The organism is uncultured Candidatus Puniceispirillum sp., from assembly GCF_963979125.1.
Taxonomy (GTDB): Bacteria; Pseudomonadota; Alphaproteobacteria; order Puniceispirillales; family Puniceispirillaceae; genus Puniceispirillum.
Window position 1 is genome coordinate 1 of record NZ_CAXBVX010000051.1, and the last position, 14,653, is coordinate 14,653.

16 protein-coding genes and 2 tRNA genes are annotated in these 14,653 nt (G+C 45.6%); 15 read left to right on the forward strand and 3 right to left on the reverse strand.

Translation table 11 applies throughout. The annotated features are described in order from the left end of the window. Positions 1–228 precede the first annotated feature (228 nt). The 8 genes from tig (at position 229) to ABNT28_RS06520 (ending at position 7,923) form a co-directional block, all read left to right on the forward strand. A complete protein-coding gene (tig, locus tag ABNT28_RS06485) occupies positions 229–1,707 on the forward strand; it encodes a trigger factor (protein WP_348721231.1) in 1,479 nt (492 codons plus the stop codon). A gap of 187 nt (positions 1,708–1,894) precedes the next feature. Beyond that, positions 1,895–2,545, forward strand: a complete 651-nt coding sequence (gene clpP, locus ABNT28_RS06490; protein WP_332923939.1) for an ATP-dependent Clp endopeptidase proteolytic subunit ClpP — start codon at positions 1,895–1,897, stop codon at positions 2,543–2,545. 189 nt (positions 2,546–2,734) lie between these two features. Further along, positions 2,735–3,985: an ATP-dependent Clp protease ATP-binding subunit ClpX gene (clpX, locus tag ABNT28_RS06495; protein WP_332923940.1), complete on the forward strand. Its 1,251-nt coding sequence runs from the start codon at positions 2,735–2,737 to the stop codon at positions 3,983–3,985. Between the two features lie 120 nt (positions 3,986–4,105). Next, complete coding sequence (gene lon / locus ABNT28_RS06500) at positions 4,106–6,526, forward strand: endopeptidase La (protein ID WP_332923941.1); 2,421 nt, start codon at positions 4,106–4,108, stop codon at positions 6,524–6,526. Between the two features lie 148 nt (positions 6,527–6,674). Beyond that, positions 6,675–6,950 (forward strand): HU family DNA-binding protein, encoded by a 276-nt coding sequence (locus ABNT28_RS06505; protein ID WP_332923942.1) that lies wholly within the window; start codon positions 6,675–6,677, stop codon positions 6,948–6,950. Between the two features lie 133 nt (positions 6,951–7,083). Next, positions 7,084–7,159, forward strand: a tRNA-Val gene (locus ABNT28_RS06510). Between the two features lie 121 nt (positions 7,160–7,280). Continuing rightward, complete coding sequence (locus tag ABNT28_RS06515) at positions 7,281–7,562, forward strand: hypothetical protein (protein WP_332923943.1); 282 nt, start codon at positions 7,281–7,283, stop codon at positions 7,560–7,562. A 46-nt stretch (positions 7,563–7,608) separates the two neighbouring features. Then, positions 7,609–7,923: a transcriptional regulator gene (locus ABNT28_RS06520; protein WP_332923944.1), complete on the forward strand. Its 315-nt coding sequence runs from the start codon at positions 7,609–7,611 to the stop codon at positions 7,921–7,923. On the opposite strand, the gene ABNT28_RS06525 is transcribed toward ABNT28_RS06520, so the two are convergent. After that, positions 7,920–8,255: a hypothetical protein gene (locus ABNT28_RS06525; RefSeq protein WP_332923945.1), complete on the reverse strand. Its 336-nt coding sequence runs from the start codon at positions 8,253–8,255 to the stop codon at positions 7,920–7,922. The genes ABNT28_RS06520 and ABNT28_RS06525 overlap by 4 nt on opposite strands. A gap of 191 nt (positions 8,256–8,446) precedes the next feature. Here ABNT28_RS06525 and ABNT28_RS06530 point away from each other — a divergent pair. The 4 genes from ABNT28_RS06530 (at position 8,447) to ABNT28_RS06545 (ending at position 11,158) form a co-directional block, all read left to right on the forward strand. Beyond that, positions 8,447–8,523: transfer RNA gene (locus ABNT28_RS06530), tRNA-Asp, on the forward strand. 410 nt (positions 8,524–8,933) lie between these two features. Beyond that, positions 8,934–9,410: an ADP/ATP-dependent (S)-NAD(P)H-hydrate dehydratase gene (locus ABNT28_RS06535; protein WP_348721232.1), complete on the forward strand. Its 477-nt coding sequence runs from the start codon at positions 8,934–8,936 to the stop codon at positions 9,408–9,410. A 158-nt stretch (positions 9,411–9,568) separates the two neighbouring features. Continuing rightward, positions 9,569–10,459, forward strand: coding sequence for a DMT family transporter (locus ABNT28_RS06540; RefSeq protein WP_332923947.1), 891 nt, complete (start codon positions 9,569–9,571; stop codon positions 10,457–10,459). Between the two features lie 21 nt (positions 10,460–10,480). Continuing rightward, positions 10,481–11,158, forward strand: coding sequence for a hypothetical protein (locus ABNT28_RS06545; RefSeq protein WP_332923948.1), 678 nt, complete (start codon positions 10,481–10,483; stop codon positions 11,156–11,158). A 58-nt stretch (positions 11,159–11,216) separates the two neighbouring features. On the opposite strand, the gene ABNT28_RS06550 is transcribed toward ABNT28_RS06545, so the two are convergent. Both ABNT28_RS06550 and ABNT28_RS06555 read right to left on the reverse strand, forming a co-directional pair. Then, a complete protein-coding gene (locus ABNT28_RS06550; protein WP_332923949.1) occupies positions 11,217–12,056 on the reverse strand; it encodes a hypothetical protein in 840 nt (279 codons plus the stop codon). 2 nt (positions 12,057–12,058) lie between these two features. Continuing rightward, positions 12,059–13,048, reverse strand: coding sequence for an inverse autotransporter beta domain-containing protein (locus ABNT28_RS06555; RefSeq protein WP_332923950.1), 990 nt, complete (start codon positions 13,046–13,048; stop codon positions 12,059–12,061). Between the two features lie 174 nt (positions 13,049–13,222). Here ABNT28_RS06555 and ABNT28_RS06560 point away from each other — a divergent pair, with 174 nt between their 5' ends. The 3 genes from ABNT28_RS06560 to ABNT28_RS06570 all read left to right on the forward strand — a co-directional run bounded on the left by ABNT28_RS06560 (position 13,223) and on the right by ABNT28_RS06570 (position 14,496). Then, positions 13,223–13,567 carry an ArsC/Spx/MgsR family protein gene (locus tag ABNT28_RS06560; RefSeq protein ID WP_332923951.1) on the forward strand — a complete coding sequence of 115 codons (345 nt, stop codon included), beginning with the start codon at positions 13,223–13,225 and terminating at the stop codon, positions 13,565–13,567. Between the two features lie 177 nt (positions 13,568–13,744). After that, positions 13,745–14,125 carry a Lin0512 family protein gene (locus ABNT28_RS06565; protein ID WP_332923952.1) on the forward strand — a complete coding sequence of 127 codons (381 nt, stop codon included), beginning with the start codon at positions 13,745–13,747 and terminating at the stop codon, positions 14,123–14,125. Further along, positions 14,122–14,496, forward strand: coding sequence for a Lin0512 family protein (locus ABNT28_RS06570; protein WP_348721233.1), 375 nt, complete (start codon positions 14,122–14,124; stop codon positions 14,494–14,496). Before ABNT28_RS06565 ends, ABNT28_RS06570 begins: the two co-directional genes overlap by 4 nt. Positions 14,497–14,653 lie beyond the last annotated feature (157 nt).

The following is a 14,653-nucleotide window of genomic DNA, read 5'->3' on the forward strand; positions in this document are numbered from 1 at the left end:
CGGAATTGGTAGACGCGCTGGTTTTAGGTACCAGTGGCGAAAGTCGTGGGGGTTCAAGTCCCTCCGCCCGTACCACAAGGCTGAATAGGGAATGATAGGGCATCATCCACCTCCCGTTGAACGATTGTGAAACGTAGGTTGTTTGGGTGATCAGGTAACAAATTAAAGATTAAGTATCCGTTTTCATTCAGACGGTTTTGATCTAATTGAAAAGGAAGCACCTGTTCGATGAATATTGCCGAAACCAAAAGTGAAGGTCTGGTGCGCGAATTCGCCATTACGATAACCGCTGCCGATATCGAAACCGAAACGCAGGCCAAACTTGCCGAAATTGCTAAAACCGCAAATATGCCGGGCTTTCGTCCAGGCAAGGTCCCAATGGCCGTTGTGAAAACACGCTTTGGTACCCAGGTACAAGGTGATGCGATCAAGGCGGCGCTTGACGAAGGTGCGCGCAAAGCTGTTGAAGATAATGGTCTTAATCTGGCCAGCCAGCCATCCGTTGACATCAAGTCGTATGAAGATGGCAAGGATCTGGAAGCGATCTTTACATGTGAGATCATGCCGGAGATTAAAATCCCTGATCTGAGCAAATTATCGATTGAGAAACCAATTTTGCCTGTTGATGAAGCGCAGGTTGATGAAGCGCTGACAACGATTGCTGGCGAAAACCGCCCAAGTGTTGAAGTGGCCAAGCCGCGCGCCGCCAAAAAGGGTGATATTGTTATCATCGATTTCGTAGGCAAGATTGACGGCGAACCATTTGAAGGTGGTGCTGCCGAAGGGCATTCGCTGGAACTTGGCTCGAATAGCTTTATTCCCGGATTTGAAGATGGCTTGATCGGTGTGAAAGCAGGTGAAAGCCGCGACGTAGAGGTGTCTTTCCCTGAGGATTATCAGGCACCACATTTGGCTGGTAAAGCCGCGGTGTTTGAAACCAAAGTGACTGCCATGCGTGAACTTGGTGACGCGAAAATCGATGAAGATTTGGCGACACGACTTGGTTTTGAGACGATTGACGCGCTAAAAGAAGCTGTCCGTGAACAGCTTGGTGCCCAGCATGCAACTGCACTGCGTCAGGCTGTCAAAAAGAACGTGCTTGATGGTCTTGCCGATGGTGAGGCATTTGATGTGCCGCCATCACTGTTCAAGCAAGAATATGAGTCAGTCGCGCGGGCAATGAACCCTGCCGCGTCTGAACATAATCATGATCACGACCATGACCATGACCATGACCATGATCATCCAGCTGCTGATGAAGGCATGGATGATAATGCCAAAGCTGAAGCAAAATCAGTTGCTGAACGTCGTGTTCGCCTTGGTCTATTGCTGACGGAAATTGGCCGTGACAGCAAAATTGAGGTAACTGAAGCTGATACCCAGCGCGCTGTTATTGAAGAAGCGCGTCGCTATCCGGGTCAAGAGCAGATGGTGATGGAATATTTCCAGAAGAACCAGCAAGCTTTGCAACAGTTGGCGGGGCCAATCTTTGAAGACAAAGTTATTGATTACATTCTGGAGTTGGCGAAAGTAACTGAGGTTACAACTGATACCGATACTTTGTATAAGGCTCCTGAAGAAGTAGCGCCGGCAAAGAAAACTGCAAAAAAAGCGGCCAAAAAGCCAGCAGCAAAAAAGCCGGCTGACAAGAAAAAAGCCGCTGCCAAAAAGGCGCCTGCTAAGAAAGTTGCCAAGAAGACATCATAAATATACAATGATTGTTGCCAGTGAGGCAGTGATTTTGTTCAGATAAGTACAAGCGGGTTCAATATAATCTTGAACCCGCTTCTTTATTTCCCATATAGTCCTTATTCGGCATCGGTGCCTGCCGATGTCTGGATTTTCTTTTATGCTTGTTGAGCCGCAAGCTATTTACCCACTGCAGGAGAATATAATGCGTGATTTTGAAGTAGCTAAGTCGAATGTTGATCCGATGGCTAATCTGGTGCCGATGGTCGTTGAACAGACCAACCGTGGCGAGCGCTCGTATGATATCTTTTCGCGGCTTCTTAAAGAACGTATTATTTTTCTGAATGGTCCTGTTGATGATGTTACGGCGTCGCTTGTGTGTTCGCAGTTATTGTTTCTAGAGTCCGAAAACCCGACCAAAGATATTTCCATGTATATCAATTCCCCAGGCGGTATCGTGACCTCGGGTCTGGCGATATATGACACGATGGAATATATCCGCCCCGACGTTTCAACCGTATGCATGGGGCAGGCGGCGTCTATGGGATCGTTATTGCTCATGGCTGGTGCCGCAGGCAAGCGGTATTCTTTGCCAAATGCCCGGATCATGACACATCAGCCATCAGGTGGTTTTTCAGGACAGGCAAGTGATATTGAAATCCACGCCAAGGAAATTCTTGATCTGCGCAAACGGCTGAATGGCATGTATGTTAAGCATACAGGCAAGACATTGAAAGATGTTGAAAAAATTATGGAGCGCGACACCTTCATGACCGCCGAGGACGCGCAAAAATTTGGCCTGATTGACGAAGTTGTCGAGAAACGCCCGGCTGGAAAAGATGAAAAAACCAAATAGTTCAGATATCTGCAAATGTGGCTTTTTGGCAACAAATTGACCAAGATCAGCATTATAGGCACGGTTTTTGCGGGTAATAGACAGTTTTAAATTGTAACTGCATGTAAGGCAGTTTTAGACTATGTTGATAATTGTTGAAAAAGGCTAGTTTAGTCATTTCAGCGCTAGAGAATCGTCAGGAGCCGTTAGATGGCAAAATCAGAAGATAGCGATAAAAGCACGCTGTTCTGTTCTTTTTGCGGGAAAAGCCAGCATGAAGTTCGTAAACTCATCGCCGGACCAACAGTGTTTATTTGCGATGAATGCGTCGAATTATGTATGGACATCATTCGCGAAGAACATAAATCTGCTTTATCAAAAAGCCATGACGGTGTGCCAACACCAGCTGATATATTGGCGGTGCTGGACGGTTATGTGATTGGTCAGTCACGGGCAAAGCGTGTGCTATCAGTCGCTGTGCATAATCATTACAAACGTTTGGCCAATGCCGGACGAACAGGCGATGTGGAAATTTCAAAGTCAAACATTCTGCTGGTTGGTCCAACGGGTTGTGGTAAAACGCTTTTGGCACAAACATTGGCGCGGATGCTTGATGTGCCCTTTACCATGGCGGATGCCACAACATTGACCGAAGCTGGTTATGTTGGTGAAGATGTCGAAAATATCATCCTGAAGCTGTTACAGGCAGCCGATTATAACGTTGAACGTGCACAGCGCGGCATTGTCTATATCGATGAGGTCGATAAGATTTCGCGCAAAGCCGATAATCCGTCTATCACCCGCGACGTATCAGGTGAGGGGGTTCAGCAAGCCTTGCTGAAAATTATGGAAGGTACGGTTGCGTCTGTCCCTCCGCAAGGTGGTAGAAAGCATCCCCAGCAGGAATTCTTGCAGGTTGATACAACCAATATCCTGTTTATCTGTGGTGGTGCTTTTGCTGGATTAGATAAGCTGATTGCTGGTCGTGATACGGGTGCGGGCATTGGCTTTGGGGCTGATGTGCGTGACCCAGATGATCGCAAAATAGGCGAACTTTTAGGATCGCTGGAGCCAGAAGATCTGATTAAATTCGGACTTATTCCAGAATTTGTTGGTCGTTTGCCAGTGATTGCAACGCTTGAAGACCTTGATGAAGAAGCGCTTGTGCGGATTCTGACTGAACCGAAAAACGCGCTGGTCAAGCAGTATGAAAAGTTGTTCGAGATGGATGATGTGCGTCTTGAATTTCGTGACGATGCGCTTCGGGCTGTAGCGCAAAAAGCGATTGCCCGAAAAACAGGTGCGCGTGGTTTGCGGTCAATCATGGAAAACATTCTTATGGAACCCATGTTCGATATACCGACTAGTGACGATATTGAAGAAGTGGTTATCAACGGCGATGTTGTCGAAGGTGGTGCGCAACCGTTGGTCGTTCATGCAAAAAAAATCCAAAGAAGCTGATAGTAGCGCCTAAGGTCGCATTTCCGTCTTCATAGTCTTGAAATCAGTGCTGTACTGCCCATATGAAAATGGCAGGCAACACGTCTGTGTGAACAAATTGAATACCGAGGACCCTAGCTGATGTCAGACAAATCTTCAATTGCGCTTCCTATTCTGCCTTTACGCGATATCGTTGTGTTTCCGCATATGATCGTCCCCCTGTTTGTTGGTCGTGAAAAATCGATCAAGGCGCTTGAAGCGGTGATGGCTGAAGAAAAGCAAATCATTCTGGTTACGCAGACCGAAGCTGATATAGAAGACCCAGATGCCCAAGGCTTGCATCGTGTGGGAACAGTTGGATCAATTCTGCAACTTTTGAAACTGCCAGATGGTGCGGTCAAGGTGCTGGTTGAAGGTGGTGATCGCGTCGAGCTGAATATGAACAGTTTGAATGCAGACGATGGATTTCTGACGGTTGAAGCCACACATTTGGATCAGACTGGCGATCTTGGTGCTGATACCGAAGCGCTGGCCGCAACAACGGTTCAGCAATTTGAACAATATCTGAAGCTGAACAAAAAAATCGCCTCAGAAGTATTTAATGCGATTGAGCAGGTTGATGAGGCTGACAAGATTGCAGACATGATCGCGTCGCATCTGTCAGTCAAGATCGCAGAAAAACAGGAATTACTGGAAATTTTGGATATTCATGAGCGTCTGGAGAAGGTTTTTGGCGCCATGGAAACCGAAATTGGTGCTTTGCAAGTTGAAAAGCGCGTTCGCAATCGGGTTAAACGCCAGATGGAAAAGACCCAGCGCGAATATTATCTGAATGAGCAGATGAAAGCGATCCAGAAGGAGCTTGGTGATAGCGAGGACGGCGGCAATGAGCTTGATGAGCTTGAAGTACAACTTGCTGATCTGAAAATGCCGAAAGTGGCACGGGAAAAGGCGAATGCGGAGCTGAAAAAGCTGCGCAATATGGGGCCTATGAGTGCCGAAGCCACAGTTGTTCGCAACTATCTTGATTGGATGCTGGCTTTGCCTTGGAAAAAGGCGACGCGGCTAAAAAAGGATATTGTAGCCGCACGGGAAATTCTGGATGCCGATCACTATGGTCTGGACAAGGTCAAAGATCGTATTATCGAATTTCTGGCGGTGCAACAGCGTACGCGTAGCATGAAAGGCCCGATTCTGTGTTTGGTTGGCCCGCCGGGGGTTGGTAAAACATCGCTTGGTAAGTCGATTGCACGGGCGACTGGGCGTAAATATGTGCGCATGGCCCTAGGCGGTGTTCGTGATGAAGCTGAAATACGTGGTCATCGGCGTACCTATATTGGATCAATGCCTGGTAAAATTGTTCAGGGCATGAAAAAGGCGGAATCAAACAACCCGCTGTTTTTACTTGATGAAATTGATAAATTGGGCGCTGACTGGCGTGGTGATCCAACGTCTGCATTGCTGGAAGTTCTGGATCCAGCTCAAAATAACAGTTTTGCTGATCATTATATGGAAGTTGAATTTGATCTGTCGAACGTGATGTTTGTCACGACCGCCAATACATTAAACATGCCACAGCCATTAATGGACCGGATGGAGATCATCCGTCTGTCTGGTTATACGGAAGATGAAAAGTTGCAAATTGCCAAACGGCATCTTATGAGCCGTCAGATCGAAGATCATGGTTTGAAAGATGGTGAATTGTCGATTTCTGATGATGCGATACGCATGATGGTTCAGCGCTATACGCGTGAGGCTGGTGTTCGTAATCTGGAACGCGAAATTGCCAAGGTTGCGCGTAAGGCAGTGACAGCCATTGTTAGTGGTGAAGCTACATCGGCTAATGTCACAGCCGAAAACCTTGACGATTATCTTGGTGTGCCCAAATTCCGCCATGGCGAAATCGAGGAAGAGAATCAGGTCGGGGTTACCACAGGCCTTGCATGGACTGAAGTTGGTGGTGAATTGCTGCAGATTGAGGCTGTGCGTGTGCCAGGTAAAGGCAAGGTCAGCGCCACGGGTAAATTAGGCGATGTCATGAAGGAATCAATTCAGGCTGCCGAATTTTTTATAAAGTCACGGGCAGAAACATATGGCATTGATCTTGAAAGTCTGGCCAAACATGATTTGCATGTGCATGTTCCTGAAGGTGCGACACCTAAGGACGGGCCTTCTGCAGGTGTTGCCATGGCAACATCGATCATTTCGGCAGTCACTGGCATAGCTGTTCGCCGGAATGTGGCGATGACAGGCGAAATCACCTTGCGGGGCAGGGTATTGCCAATTGGCGGCCTCAAGGAAAAGTTGCTGGCGGCGCTTCGTGGCGGCCTTACAACGGTTCTCATACCCAAGGAAAACGAAAAAGATCTTGTTGAGATACCCGATAATGTAAAAGAAGGTCTGACGATCATTCCGGTGGCAATGGTTGATGAGGCTCTGTCCGCTGCGCTTGTCGAAGAGCCTTTGCCAATGTCGATAGGTGTTGTATCTACTACTGAAAGCCAAGCGACTGTTAAATTACCTAAATCAGATGAGGCGGGCGACGATATTGTCGCCCATTAATTCTGTTTTGTGCAGAAATTAGGTGGTTTCGTTAGGTTTTTTCTAAATTTATGACTGAATCACGTGTTTTTATTTGGTGTTTTGGTGAATAAATGTGTTATTTTTCGTGATAAGTTAAACAATTAACACTACCAAAGAGGGGGTTCCCATGAACAAAAATGATCTTGTCTCTGATGTTGCTGAGTCATCAGGTTTGACTAAAGCTGATGCGGGTCGGGCAGTTGACGCTGTTTTTGAAAGCATCCAAGGCGCCTTAAAATCAGGTGGCGATGTAAGAATTGTTGGATTTGGTACTTTTTCTGTTGCGCATCGCGCCGCCACTACTGGCCGTAACCCAAGAACAGGTGAAACCATTCAAATTAAAGCATCAAAGCAGCCTAAATTTAAAGCGGGTGCTCCTTTGAAAGAAGCTGTTAACAGCTAAAATTATATATCTTTTTCAACGCCGACCTTATATAAAGGTCGGCGTTGTCATTGACTAATTATGCTAATCAATTGTTTGCATGATAATCATTGAAAAGAATGCTAGTGACAGAGTATATCCTGTGACATCAAATGGGTGCTTAGCTCAGCTGGGAGAGCAATTCGTTTACACCGAATAGGTCGGGGGTTCGAGCCCCTCAGCACCCACCATCCCCCACCACCCCTTTGGTAAATATCGGCACAGTTTTGACTTTTGGCCCTACCACAGGCATTGACCATTGATAATGTTTCGCTAGTCTAGTGTGGTATTATCCTTGTTAAGGCTGTGTTTATGCGTGTTTTTATTCCGTTATTAATTATTACTGTTAGCTTGTTACCGTCATTAGCATCTGCCCATCAATGCAAGCTGGAGAATGGATCAACTGAGGCCATTCTGGTTTATAATAGTTGTAAGGCTGACCTTGCGGCAGGAATTTCCCAACATCAATCAGATGCCCGAAAGCCAAGAAGCGCGCGCGAACTGGCGCTTGAAGATGAAAATATTCAGTTAAGACAAAAGCTTGGTACTATAAGAAATAGTTTATTAGATATACTGAAAAAGTTGCCTGACTAAGCTGTGTTATCAGCTGTGTAATCTGCATTATTTGGGAGAGTCATCGATGTTCATGAAGGTTTTTATCCGTACGTTTCCATCAGCTGAAGAATGTGAGCTTTTTGAGTCTATCTTGCAAACAAAATGGCCTGAATTACTTCAGCAGGCACCTGGTGTACGGTTTCGGGGGTTAAGCAACAAACAGGCACCACATGTCAGCATTGTCGTGTGGGAATTTCCTGATGAAAACAGTCAACGTCTTGTTGAAAAGTTGATCGATGAAAATATAACCCGTTTTGCCAAAACGCTGGCGCCAAAGACAATGACGGTCAGTGGTAAAGTAACCATGGATTTTGGTGATATATATGCAGGTAAAGCCTAGCTGTTATCGACAGTATCTTTTGGTCGATTCCGCATCCAGTTACGAATCCATATAATCAGAATAATGGTTGCTATGATGCCAGCCGATATACCAAGTCCCAAGATCAGTTTGACTGACCCCATATCTGCTAGGGTTTCGCTGACACACAGGGGCACATCGGCGGCGCTGGCGCATTCGGCCTCGGCCTGAGGGCGGTACTGTGCATAATTTGTTGTTTCTGCGGTGTAGATGCCATGTGTGGCAAGCATGCCAACAGAAATGAAACCTAGCAGTAAAATGGCCAGGAACGCCTGAAAGATGCGTGTAAAGAATGTAAAAAACGTCGAAAGCATCAAGCCATCATCCTCAAAAGCAATTGAAGATATGATATAGCGCGCAATCCCGATAAAAAGAACGGAAAAATAAGAAAAAAGACAGGTTCCGTTGCACTTCGTCTTGACAGTTGTCATGCACTGATTTAGACCAAGCACACCTTAAGCGAATGGTGCAGTTTTGAAAAAGCACCGCGTTTATTTTTCCGCTTGGGGGTGTAGCTCAGTTGGTTAGAGCGCTGGCCTGTCACGCCAGAGGCCGCGGGTTCGAGTCCCGTCACTCCCGCCACTTCCGCAATTATTATGAAACTGGTAATCCTTAACAGTTTGTTAAACTAGTTATTGGTGTTTTTGTTCTTTCTGATTTGTAAAATTCACCTGAGATACTCTGACAAATTCCTCAGTGCTGCGCGTGGAATCAACCGCGCGTCATGAGTCTTCCGTGACATCACATCAACAATTTTTTACGAAAATTTTATGATTCTTGATCCAGATCAAAGTATCAAAATACTGACCTTTGTTACTTTTTTGAGTGGCCAATAATGGTCATGATAACAGATGAAAGGAGACTTTTATGCCAATAAAACATTTACCGTCTATTTTTGGAATGCGTCCGCTCGATATCAATCGTGTTTTTCATGAACTGGATGCTTTTGCACCGCTAGTGTCTCAACGTAAGCATTTAGAGATTGCTTTTGGGTGCTTGACGCAGAAGCCATTATGGTGGCCTTATCACAAGGCAGGTTTCCACAGAAAACATTGATAACACCTCATCAAGGTGAGTTTGATCGTTCATTTTCTGAAGTGTCGGGAAGCAAAAAGGAAAGAGCTTATAAGGTAGCAAAATCTCATAACATCATCGTTATTTTAAAGGGGGCACAGACAGTTATTGCTAGTCCAGATGGTCGGATGAGCGTGAATGTTCATGCCAGCCCCTATCTTGCAAGTGCTGGTACAGGCGATGTTTTAGCCGGTTTGGTCGCCGGCTTGATTGCGCAAGCCATGCCCCCCTTTGAAGCCTGTTGTGCAGCCGTTTGGATGCATGGCGATGCAGCTATCCATTTTGGGCCAGGTATGATTGCGGGTGATATTCCAGACTTAATCCCGTTCATTCTTGGCCATTTACTAGAATTGCGTAATGGGAACTCCACAGATAGAGTAGATTGTCAAAGTTAATGTGGCTGATATTTCCCATCTTGGATGGATCATAAATATTTTGCTTTATTATAATATTAGGCGTTCACTAGATTTTGCATTCAGACAATAATGGCAGTTGTGGATGAGCATTCTGCATGCGTCATTGGTTGTTAGCAGCTAAGGGAAAACGTTACGTTATGTTGCAAGCAACAGGAATGTGGTTCAAAGCAAAATTTACCCCGCGTCAGATCAGCTTTATGCTGATGCTGGTATCGATGATTTGTTTTCCGGGCATGGATGCCATTGTTAAATATATGGCGCAAAGTTTGCCCGTTCTGGAGATTATTTGGGCGCGTTATACGGGGCATTTTGTTGTTATTCTAATTGTGTTTGCGCCGCATCTATCAACATTGCTTCGAACATCAAATTTAAAAATTCAGCTGGCAAGATCGGTTGCTTTATTCGTCACGACAATGTTGTTTTTTCAAGCCCTGCAGTTTATTGAACAGGGGCAAGCGACAGCTATCTTTCAGATTGCGCCCATGATCATGTCGGTGCTGGCAGTTATCTTTCTTAAAGAACGTTTGGGGCCTCGCCGCATCATTAGTCTGATTATCGGGTTTGTGGGGGCGATGATTATCATCCAGCCACAGGCAGAACAATTTACTCTTGCTAGTTGTTTGCCGCTTGCTGCTGCTGCTAGCTATGCGGTCTATTCGATTTTGACACGATATTTGGGGGCAGCGGAATCCGCCTATACAACCTTGATTTATACGGCAGGGTTTGGGGCGATTGTAAGTTCGATCATCCTGCCCTTTATATGGGTGACACCAGAAACTGCCCTTGATGTGATGATGTTGATGTTAATACCGATGATTGGTGGCATTGGACATTTTACGCTTATACAGGCCTTGCAACTCACCGAAGCCAGTGATTTGGCGCCGATGAATTATCTAACGCTGGTCTTTGCCATGATGTGGGGTGCCTTGATCTTTGCCGAGGTGCCATCACCATCTACGTTGGCAGGTGGTTGTCTGATTGTTGCCTCCGGCCTGTATCTGCTTCGTCGGTCACGTAGCCGCTCATGATTTCACAGAAAGCCAAAGCTGATGCCGGATAAGTTCGCATTTCTTTCGATTAAAAAAATTCCAACTTTGTTCTGGAGTGCCCCCAAGCCACTGACGTTGCGCCCGCCACTGCTTTCATTCGTGTTTCTGTGTATTGGGCTGGCCTTGTTTGGCCTTGGCGAAGCGCTGTTGCTGGCATCAGGCGCAGGTGTCAGTCCATGGACTGTATTTGCCGAAGGTGTGACCAATGTGACGGGGTGGAGCATTGGACTTGCAACCTTTATTATAAGTATCTGTGTCTTGTTAACATGGATTCCGTTGCGCCAAACTCCTGGCATTGGCACCATTGCAAATGCAATCATTATTGCCTTGATGCTGGATTTTTCCTTGCCTTATCTGCCAACACCAGATGGCGTTATATTGCAGTCTTTGCAAGCGCTGATCGGGGTGCTGGTAACCGGTCTGGGAGGTGGCATCTATCTTATTGCCAATCTGGGGCCAGGGCCACGTGACGGGTTGATGACAGGGTTGCAACAGCTCACCAATATGCCAATTGCATGGGTGCGAAGCGGCATTGAAATATCGGTAGTGATTGTTGGATGGTATCTGGGGGGCACAGTTGGTCTGGGAACAATATTATTTGCGTTCTTAATCGGACCTTCAGTGGCTACTAGCCTCTATTGTTTTGAGGTGTTGTTTGGAAAGAAACACAAAATTTAAACATGAAAAAGCGCGCCATATAGGCGCGCTTTATTTGAGGTGTGTTTTTGGTTTATTGTTATCGGTTTGTAATCACAAACGAGCCAGAAAATGGGCCACTTCCGACATCATTGGGTACGGTATTATTATCTTCATTGAAGAACTGCACACCATAATTAGTGATGTTAAAGTTAAACTGCATGTTGATAGTGTCTGCCGAGATGGTGAAAGGATTGGTCAAATTGATAATCCCAACCAACCGATCCGCATTTGTGCATAGCACTTTATTGCCACGGCCAGTTGCAACAGTTTCCTTGTCCGATGAACCTGGTTTCACAAGAGTTGAGTTGGTCAGATAAGCGCTGATCGTGCCTACATCTACAGGTGCGTTAAGATATTCGGGGTCACATGCATTGGTGCCACTGCTTGGATCATCATCGCCAAAATTTTTCAAAGACTCTGAAAAATTGACTGATGGACCAGTTGTATTCAGGTCCTGATCGGCTTCGCTGTAATAAGTATTGGTACCGTCGTTAAAAGACGCCCGAAGTCCAAATGTAGTGCCCATAACCATATAAGGATATTTATAGGTACCGTTAGCCGGTCTTGCCGATACACCTTCAAGCGAAGTATTGCTACCAATCACTGAGGCAAAGTCATACGTAAAGCCAGCAGTATTTGTGAACGTTGTCGAACATACATCGCGATTAAAGCTTGATCCTGACATTGGGTTCGCCGTGCAAACACCCATTTCATAGATCACCACTTCATAACGTTCAGGCGTTGTACGGCAAACGGAACCAGTTTCGAATGCACCCTCACATACAGGCGTATAACCACTATCGGTGACAGCATGGCCAAGATGCGACCAGGATAGAGCAAAAAACAAAGTTGTCATAAATACGATAAACTGTTTCATTTTTAGACGCCTCCAGCGCTATTTGAGAAGCCGCTTTCGACGACGATTTGGTTTTTACGACGCACCTTGTCGAGCAAATGTGCTTTCATTGATGTTGAGGCAAAGGCTTCGTCGGAAATGAACGGGGCGTCATTAATGACCTTGTCAATTTCACCTAATTTGAACTTATAGGTAACATTGACAAAATCTATGTCTTTTGCGTTGTCCAAGTCTTTGCGGCCTGCTTCAAGCATCATATTTGGCATGACTGGCGCAGCCAGCTGTAGGCTGTATGTTTTGCCTTTAGTGTCAGCACCTTTTTTGCCGTCCCATTGCCATGATTTTGCAAATATGCGTGCTGTTGGAATGTAAGGCACCTGTCCACCAATTTCGATTTCATAACCACCTAATGCATGCTCCTGGGTACCATTCAGTCCCTTTTGCCAGCCAGAAATGGCAACATATTTATTGGCAGTAACCTCAAAGGCTGCATTTTTCATTTCGCCGCCAATGCTGGCGCGTTGATGCCCATATTTGATTTCATAATCATAGAAAGCATTGACGCCATACATCCAGCTTTCATCATCACTCAAGAACCGGCGGCCAATACCAAGATTGACTGTGTCACGGTTTTTCTTGGCCATGAACGACCCTTGGAAGAAATTGAACTGTCCATCGGATAATCCGTCGCCAAGTGCCCGAACAGTTGAGAGGGTAAAGCTGGGTTTAGAACTGTCAGCACCTTCGATCGTCAATTCGTTATTTGCGTCAGCACTATCAAACATATTGCTGAAACCTGTTTCAAATGAACGGTAGGTTTTTTGCAATACTTCATTTTTTAAAAAACTAACGGTTGATGATTCCGGGTTTGCCGAGTTTTCGGCCGCGTTTTTTGCAACTTCAGCGGACAGTTGTTTTAGATAATCAGTATCTTGAAGAAAGCTGGATGCTGAAGCCGGATTTGTGCAAACAAATGCCCCTATAAGCATCAAAACTTTATATTTATGTTCCATAATATCTCCTATTCATAAGATAAAATTAAATTAGAAAAATATTTTTTAAATGTCAAAACATACAAACTAAATGCCAGAATTGAACTGAAGGGTATCTATAGTTAGGATACGATTCTTGTGGTAGTTAAGAGGTTTGCATAAGGGTAAGTAACCCTAAATCAAGAGATAAGAAAAATGACATATACAAGCTTGACGATTTACGCGCTTAAGACCTGTGATAGCTGTAAAAAGGCAATTGCAACGTTGCGTGCTTATGGCCATGACGTAACAGTTATAGATGTGCGCGCCGATGGTGTGCCTCATGATCTGCTGGACAACTGGCTAACGATGCATGGTGCCGACGTTATGATAAATAGAAAGTCAACAACATGGCGTGGTTTTGATGAGGCAACCAGACATTCTGATCCACTAACTTTGCTAAAAGACCATCCGACATTGATGAAGCGCCCAGTAATTGTTGATACTGAAAATGTATATGTTGGGTGGGGTAAGGATGTTCAAAGTATGTTTGGCAATTGATGAAACAAAACAAAAACCACTATCCTTGCATAAAGTGAACGGGTGGGGTAGGCCGATTTGGCAACATGTTCAGGCTTGGTTATCGAAGGGCTAGCATAAGCTGACTGTTTCGTGCATATCTAGCAAAGTTAAGATGGTTGCGCCCACATGAACCGCGCAATCTTTATGAGGAATTTTATGGCCAAAACACGCGTTGCTATGGAGCTTGGGATGGGAACATCCCTGCGCGCTGAAGATTATACAAAGGCTGCTGTTCGTGCCCTGAAGGATGCGCTTTGGCACAATTCACTGACGATGGCTGATGCTTTTGATTTTCCCCGCGATGCCATGATTGTTGATATTGAGATAGCGGTGCAAAAGCCCGATGCAGTTGATACGGACGCGGTAAGGGCGGTTTTGCCTTATGGTCACGGTACAGTTGCCGTTGTCGAAGGTGGATTAGATGTGCCCAAGCCAGATGGTGCCGGTAAAACAATTATTGCTAATGCTGCTGTTCTTGTTTCTTTTGACATGGAACGTTGCCAGACTTCCGTTTCGCAAACGGAGACGGGCACATGAAACGTATCATTCTGGAAATGGGTATGGGTAATGACCTTTATGGCGAAGATTACACCAAAGCCGCGTGCCGTGCGGTGCAGGATGCTTTGCACCATAGTTCATTGATTCTGTTCCGTTCTTTAGGGTTTGATCATGACGATATGCAGGTCAAAGTCACTATTGGTGTTCAAAATCCTGATAAGGTCGATTGTAAGGCTGTCGCCGCAACCTTGCCGCGGGGGCAGGCACAGGTATTGGCGGTCAAAGGTGGTCAGAATGTGACAGATCGCGAACATGATACCGTTTCCGTAATTGCGACGGCAGCCATTGAAGCCTATCTGGATATTGATCCGAACGACTGGACTTTATCTTCGCCGTCTGACGAACGATAACCATAATGAAGCTGTTTGATTATTTTCTTTATGCCGTTGTTGTTTTCGGATGGTCTACAAGCTGGTTTCCGCTGAAAATGCAACTTGGCGTGGTGGCGCCCGAAGTGTCGTTGTTCTGGCGGTTTTTGATTGCAAGTTTTTTGATGTTTGTCATCAG

Coding starts and splice junctions, on each gene's coding strand:
- tig (WP_348721231.1), top strand. CDS start 229: ATGAATATTGCCGAAACCAAAAGTGAAGGTCTGGTGCGCGAATTCGCC.
- clpP (WP_332923939.1), top strand. CDS start 1,895: ATGCGTGATTTTGAAGTAGCTAAGTCGAATGTTGATCCGATGGCTAAT.
- clpX (WP_332923940.1), top strand. CDS start 2,735: ATGGCAAAATCAGAAGATAGCGATAAAAGCACGCTGTTCTGTTCTTTT.
- lon (WP_332923941.1), top strand. CDS start 4,106: ATGTCAGACAAATCTTCAATTGCGCTTCCTATTCTGCCTTTACGCGAT.
- ABNT28_RS06505 (WP_332923942.1), top strand. CDS start 6,675: ATGAACAAAAATGATCTTGTCTCTGATGTTGCTGAGTCATCAGGTTTG.
- ABNT28_RS06515 (WP_332923943.1), top strand. CDS start 7,281: ATGCGTGTTTTTATTCCGTTATTAATTATTACTGTTAGCTTGTTACCG.
- ABNT28_RS06520 (WP_332923944.1), top strand. CDS start 7,609: ATGTTCATGAAGGTTTTTATCCGTACGTTTCCATCAGCTGAAGAATGT.
- ABNT28_RS06525 (WP_332923945.1), bottom strand. CDS start 8,255: ATGCTTTCGACGTTTTTTACATTCTTTACACGCATCTTTCAGGCGTTC.
- ABNT28_RS06540 (WP_332923947.1), top strand. CDS start 9,569: ATGTTGCAAGCAACAGGAATGTGGTTCAAAGCAAAATTTACCCCGCGT.
- ABNT28_RS06545 (WP_332923948.1), top strand. CDS start 10,481: ATGCCGGATAAGTTCGCATTTCTTTCGATTAAAAAAATTCCAACTTTG.
- ABNT28_RS06550 (WP_332923949.1), bottom strand. CDS start 12,056: ATGAAACAGTTTATCGTATTTATGACAACTTTGTTTTTTGCTCTATCC.
- ABNT28_RS06555 (WP_332923950.1), bottom strand. CDS start 13,048: ATGGAACATAAATATAAAGTTTTGATGCTTATAGGGGCATTTGTTTGC.
- ABNT28_RS06560 (WP_332923951.1), top strand. CDS start 13,223: ATGACATATACAAGCTTGACGATTTACGCGCTTAAGACCTGTGATAGC.
- ABNT28_RS06565 (WP_332923952.1), top strand. CDS start 13,745: ATGGCCAAAACACGCGTTGCTATGGAGCTTGGGATGGGAACATCCCTG.
- ABNT28_RS06570 (WP_348721233.1), top strand. CDS start 14,122: ATGAAACGTATCATTCTGGAAATGGGTATGGGTAATGACCTTTATGGC.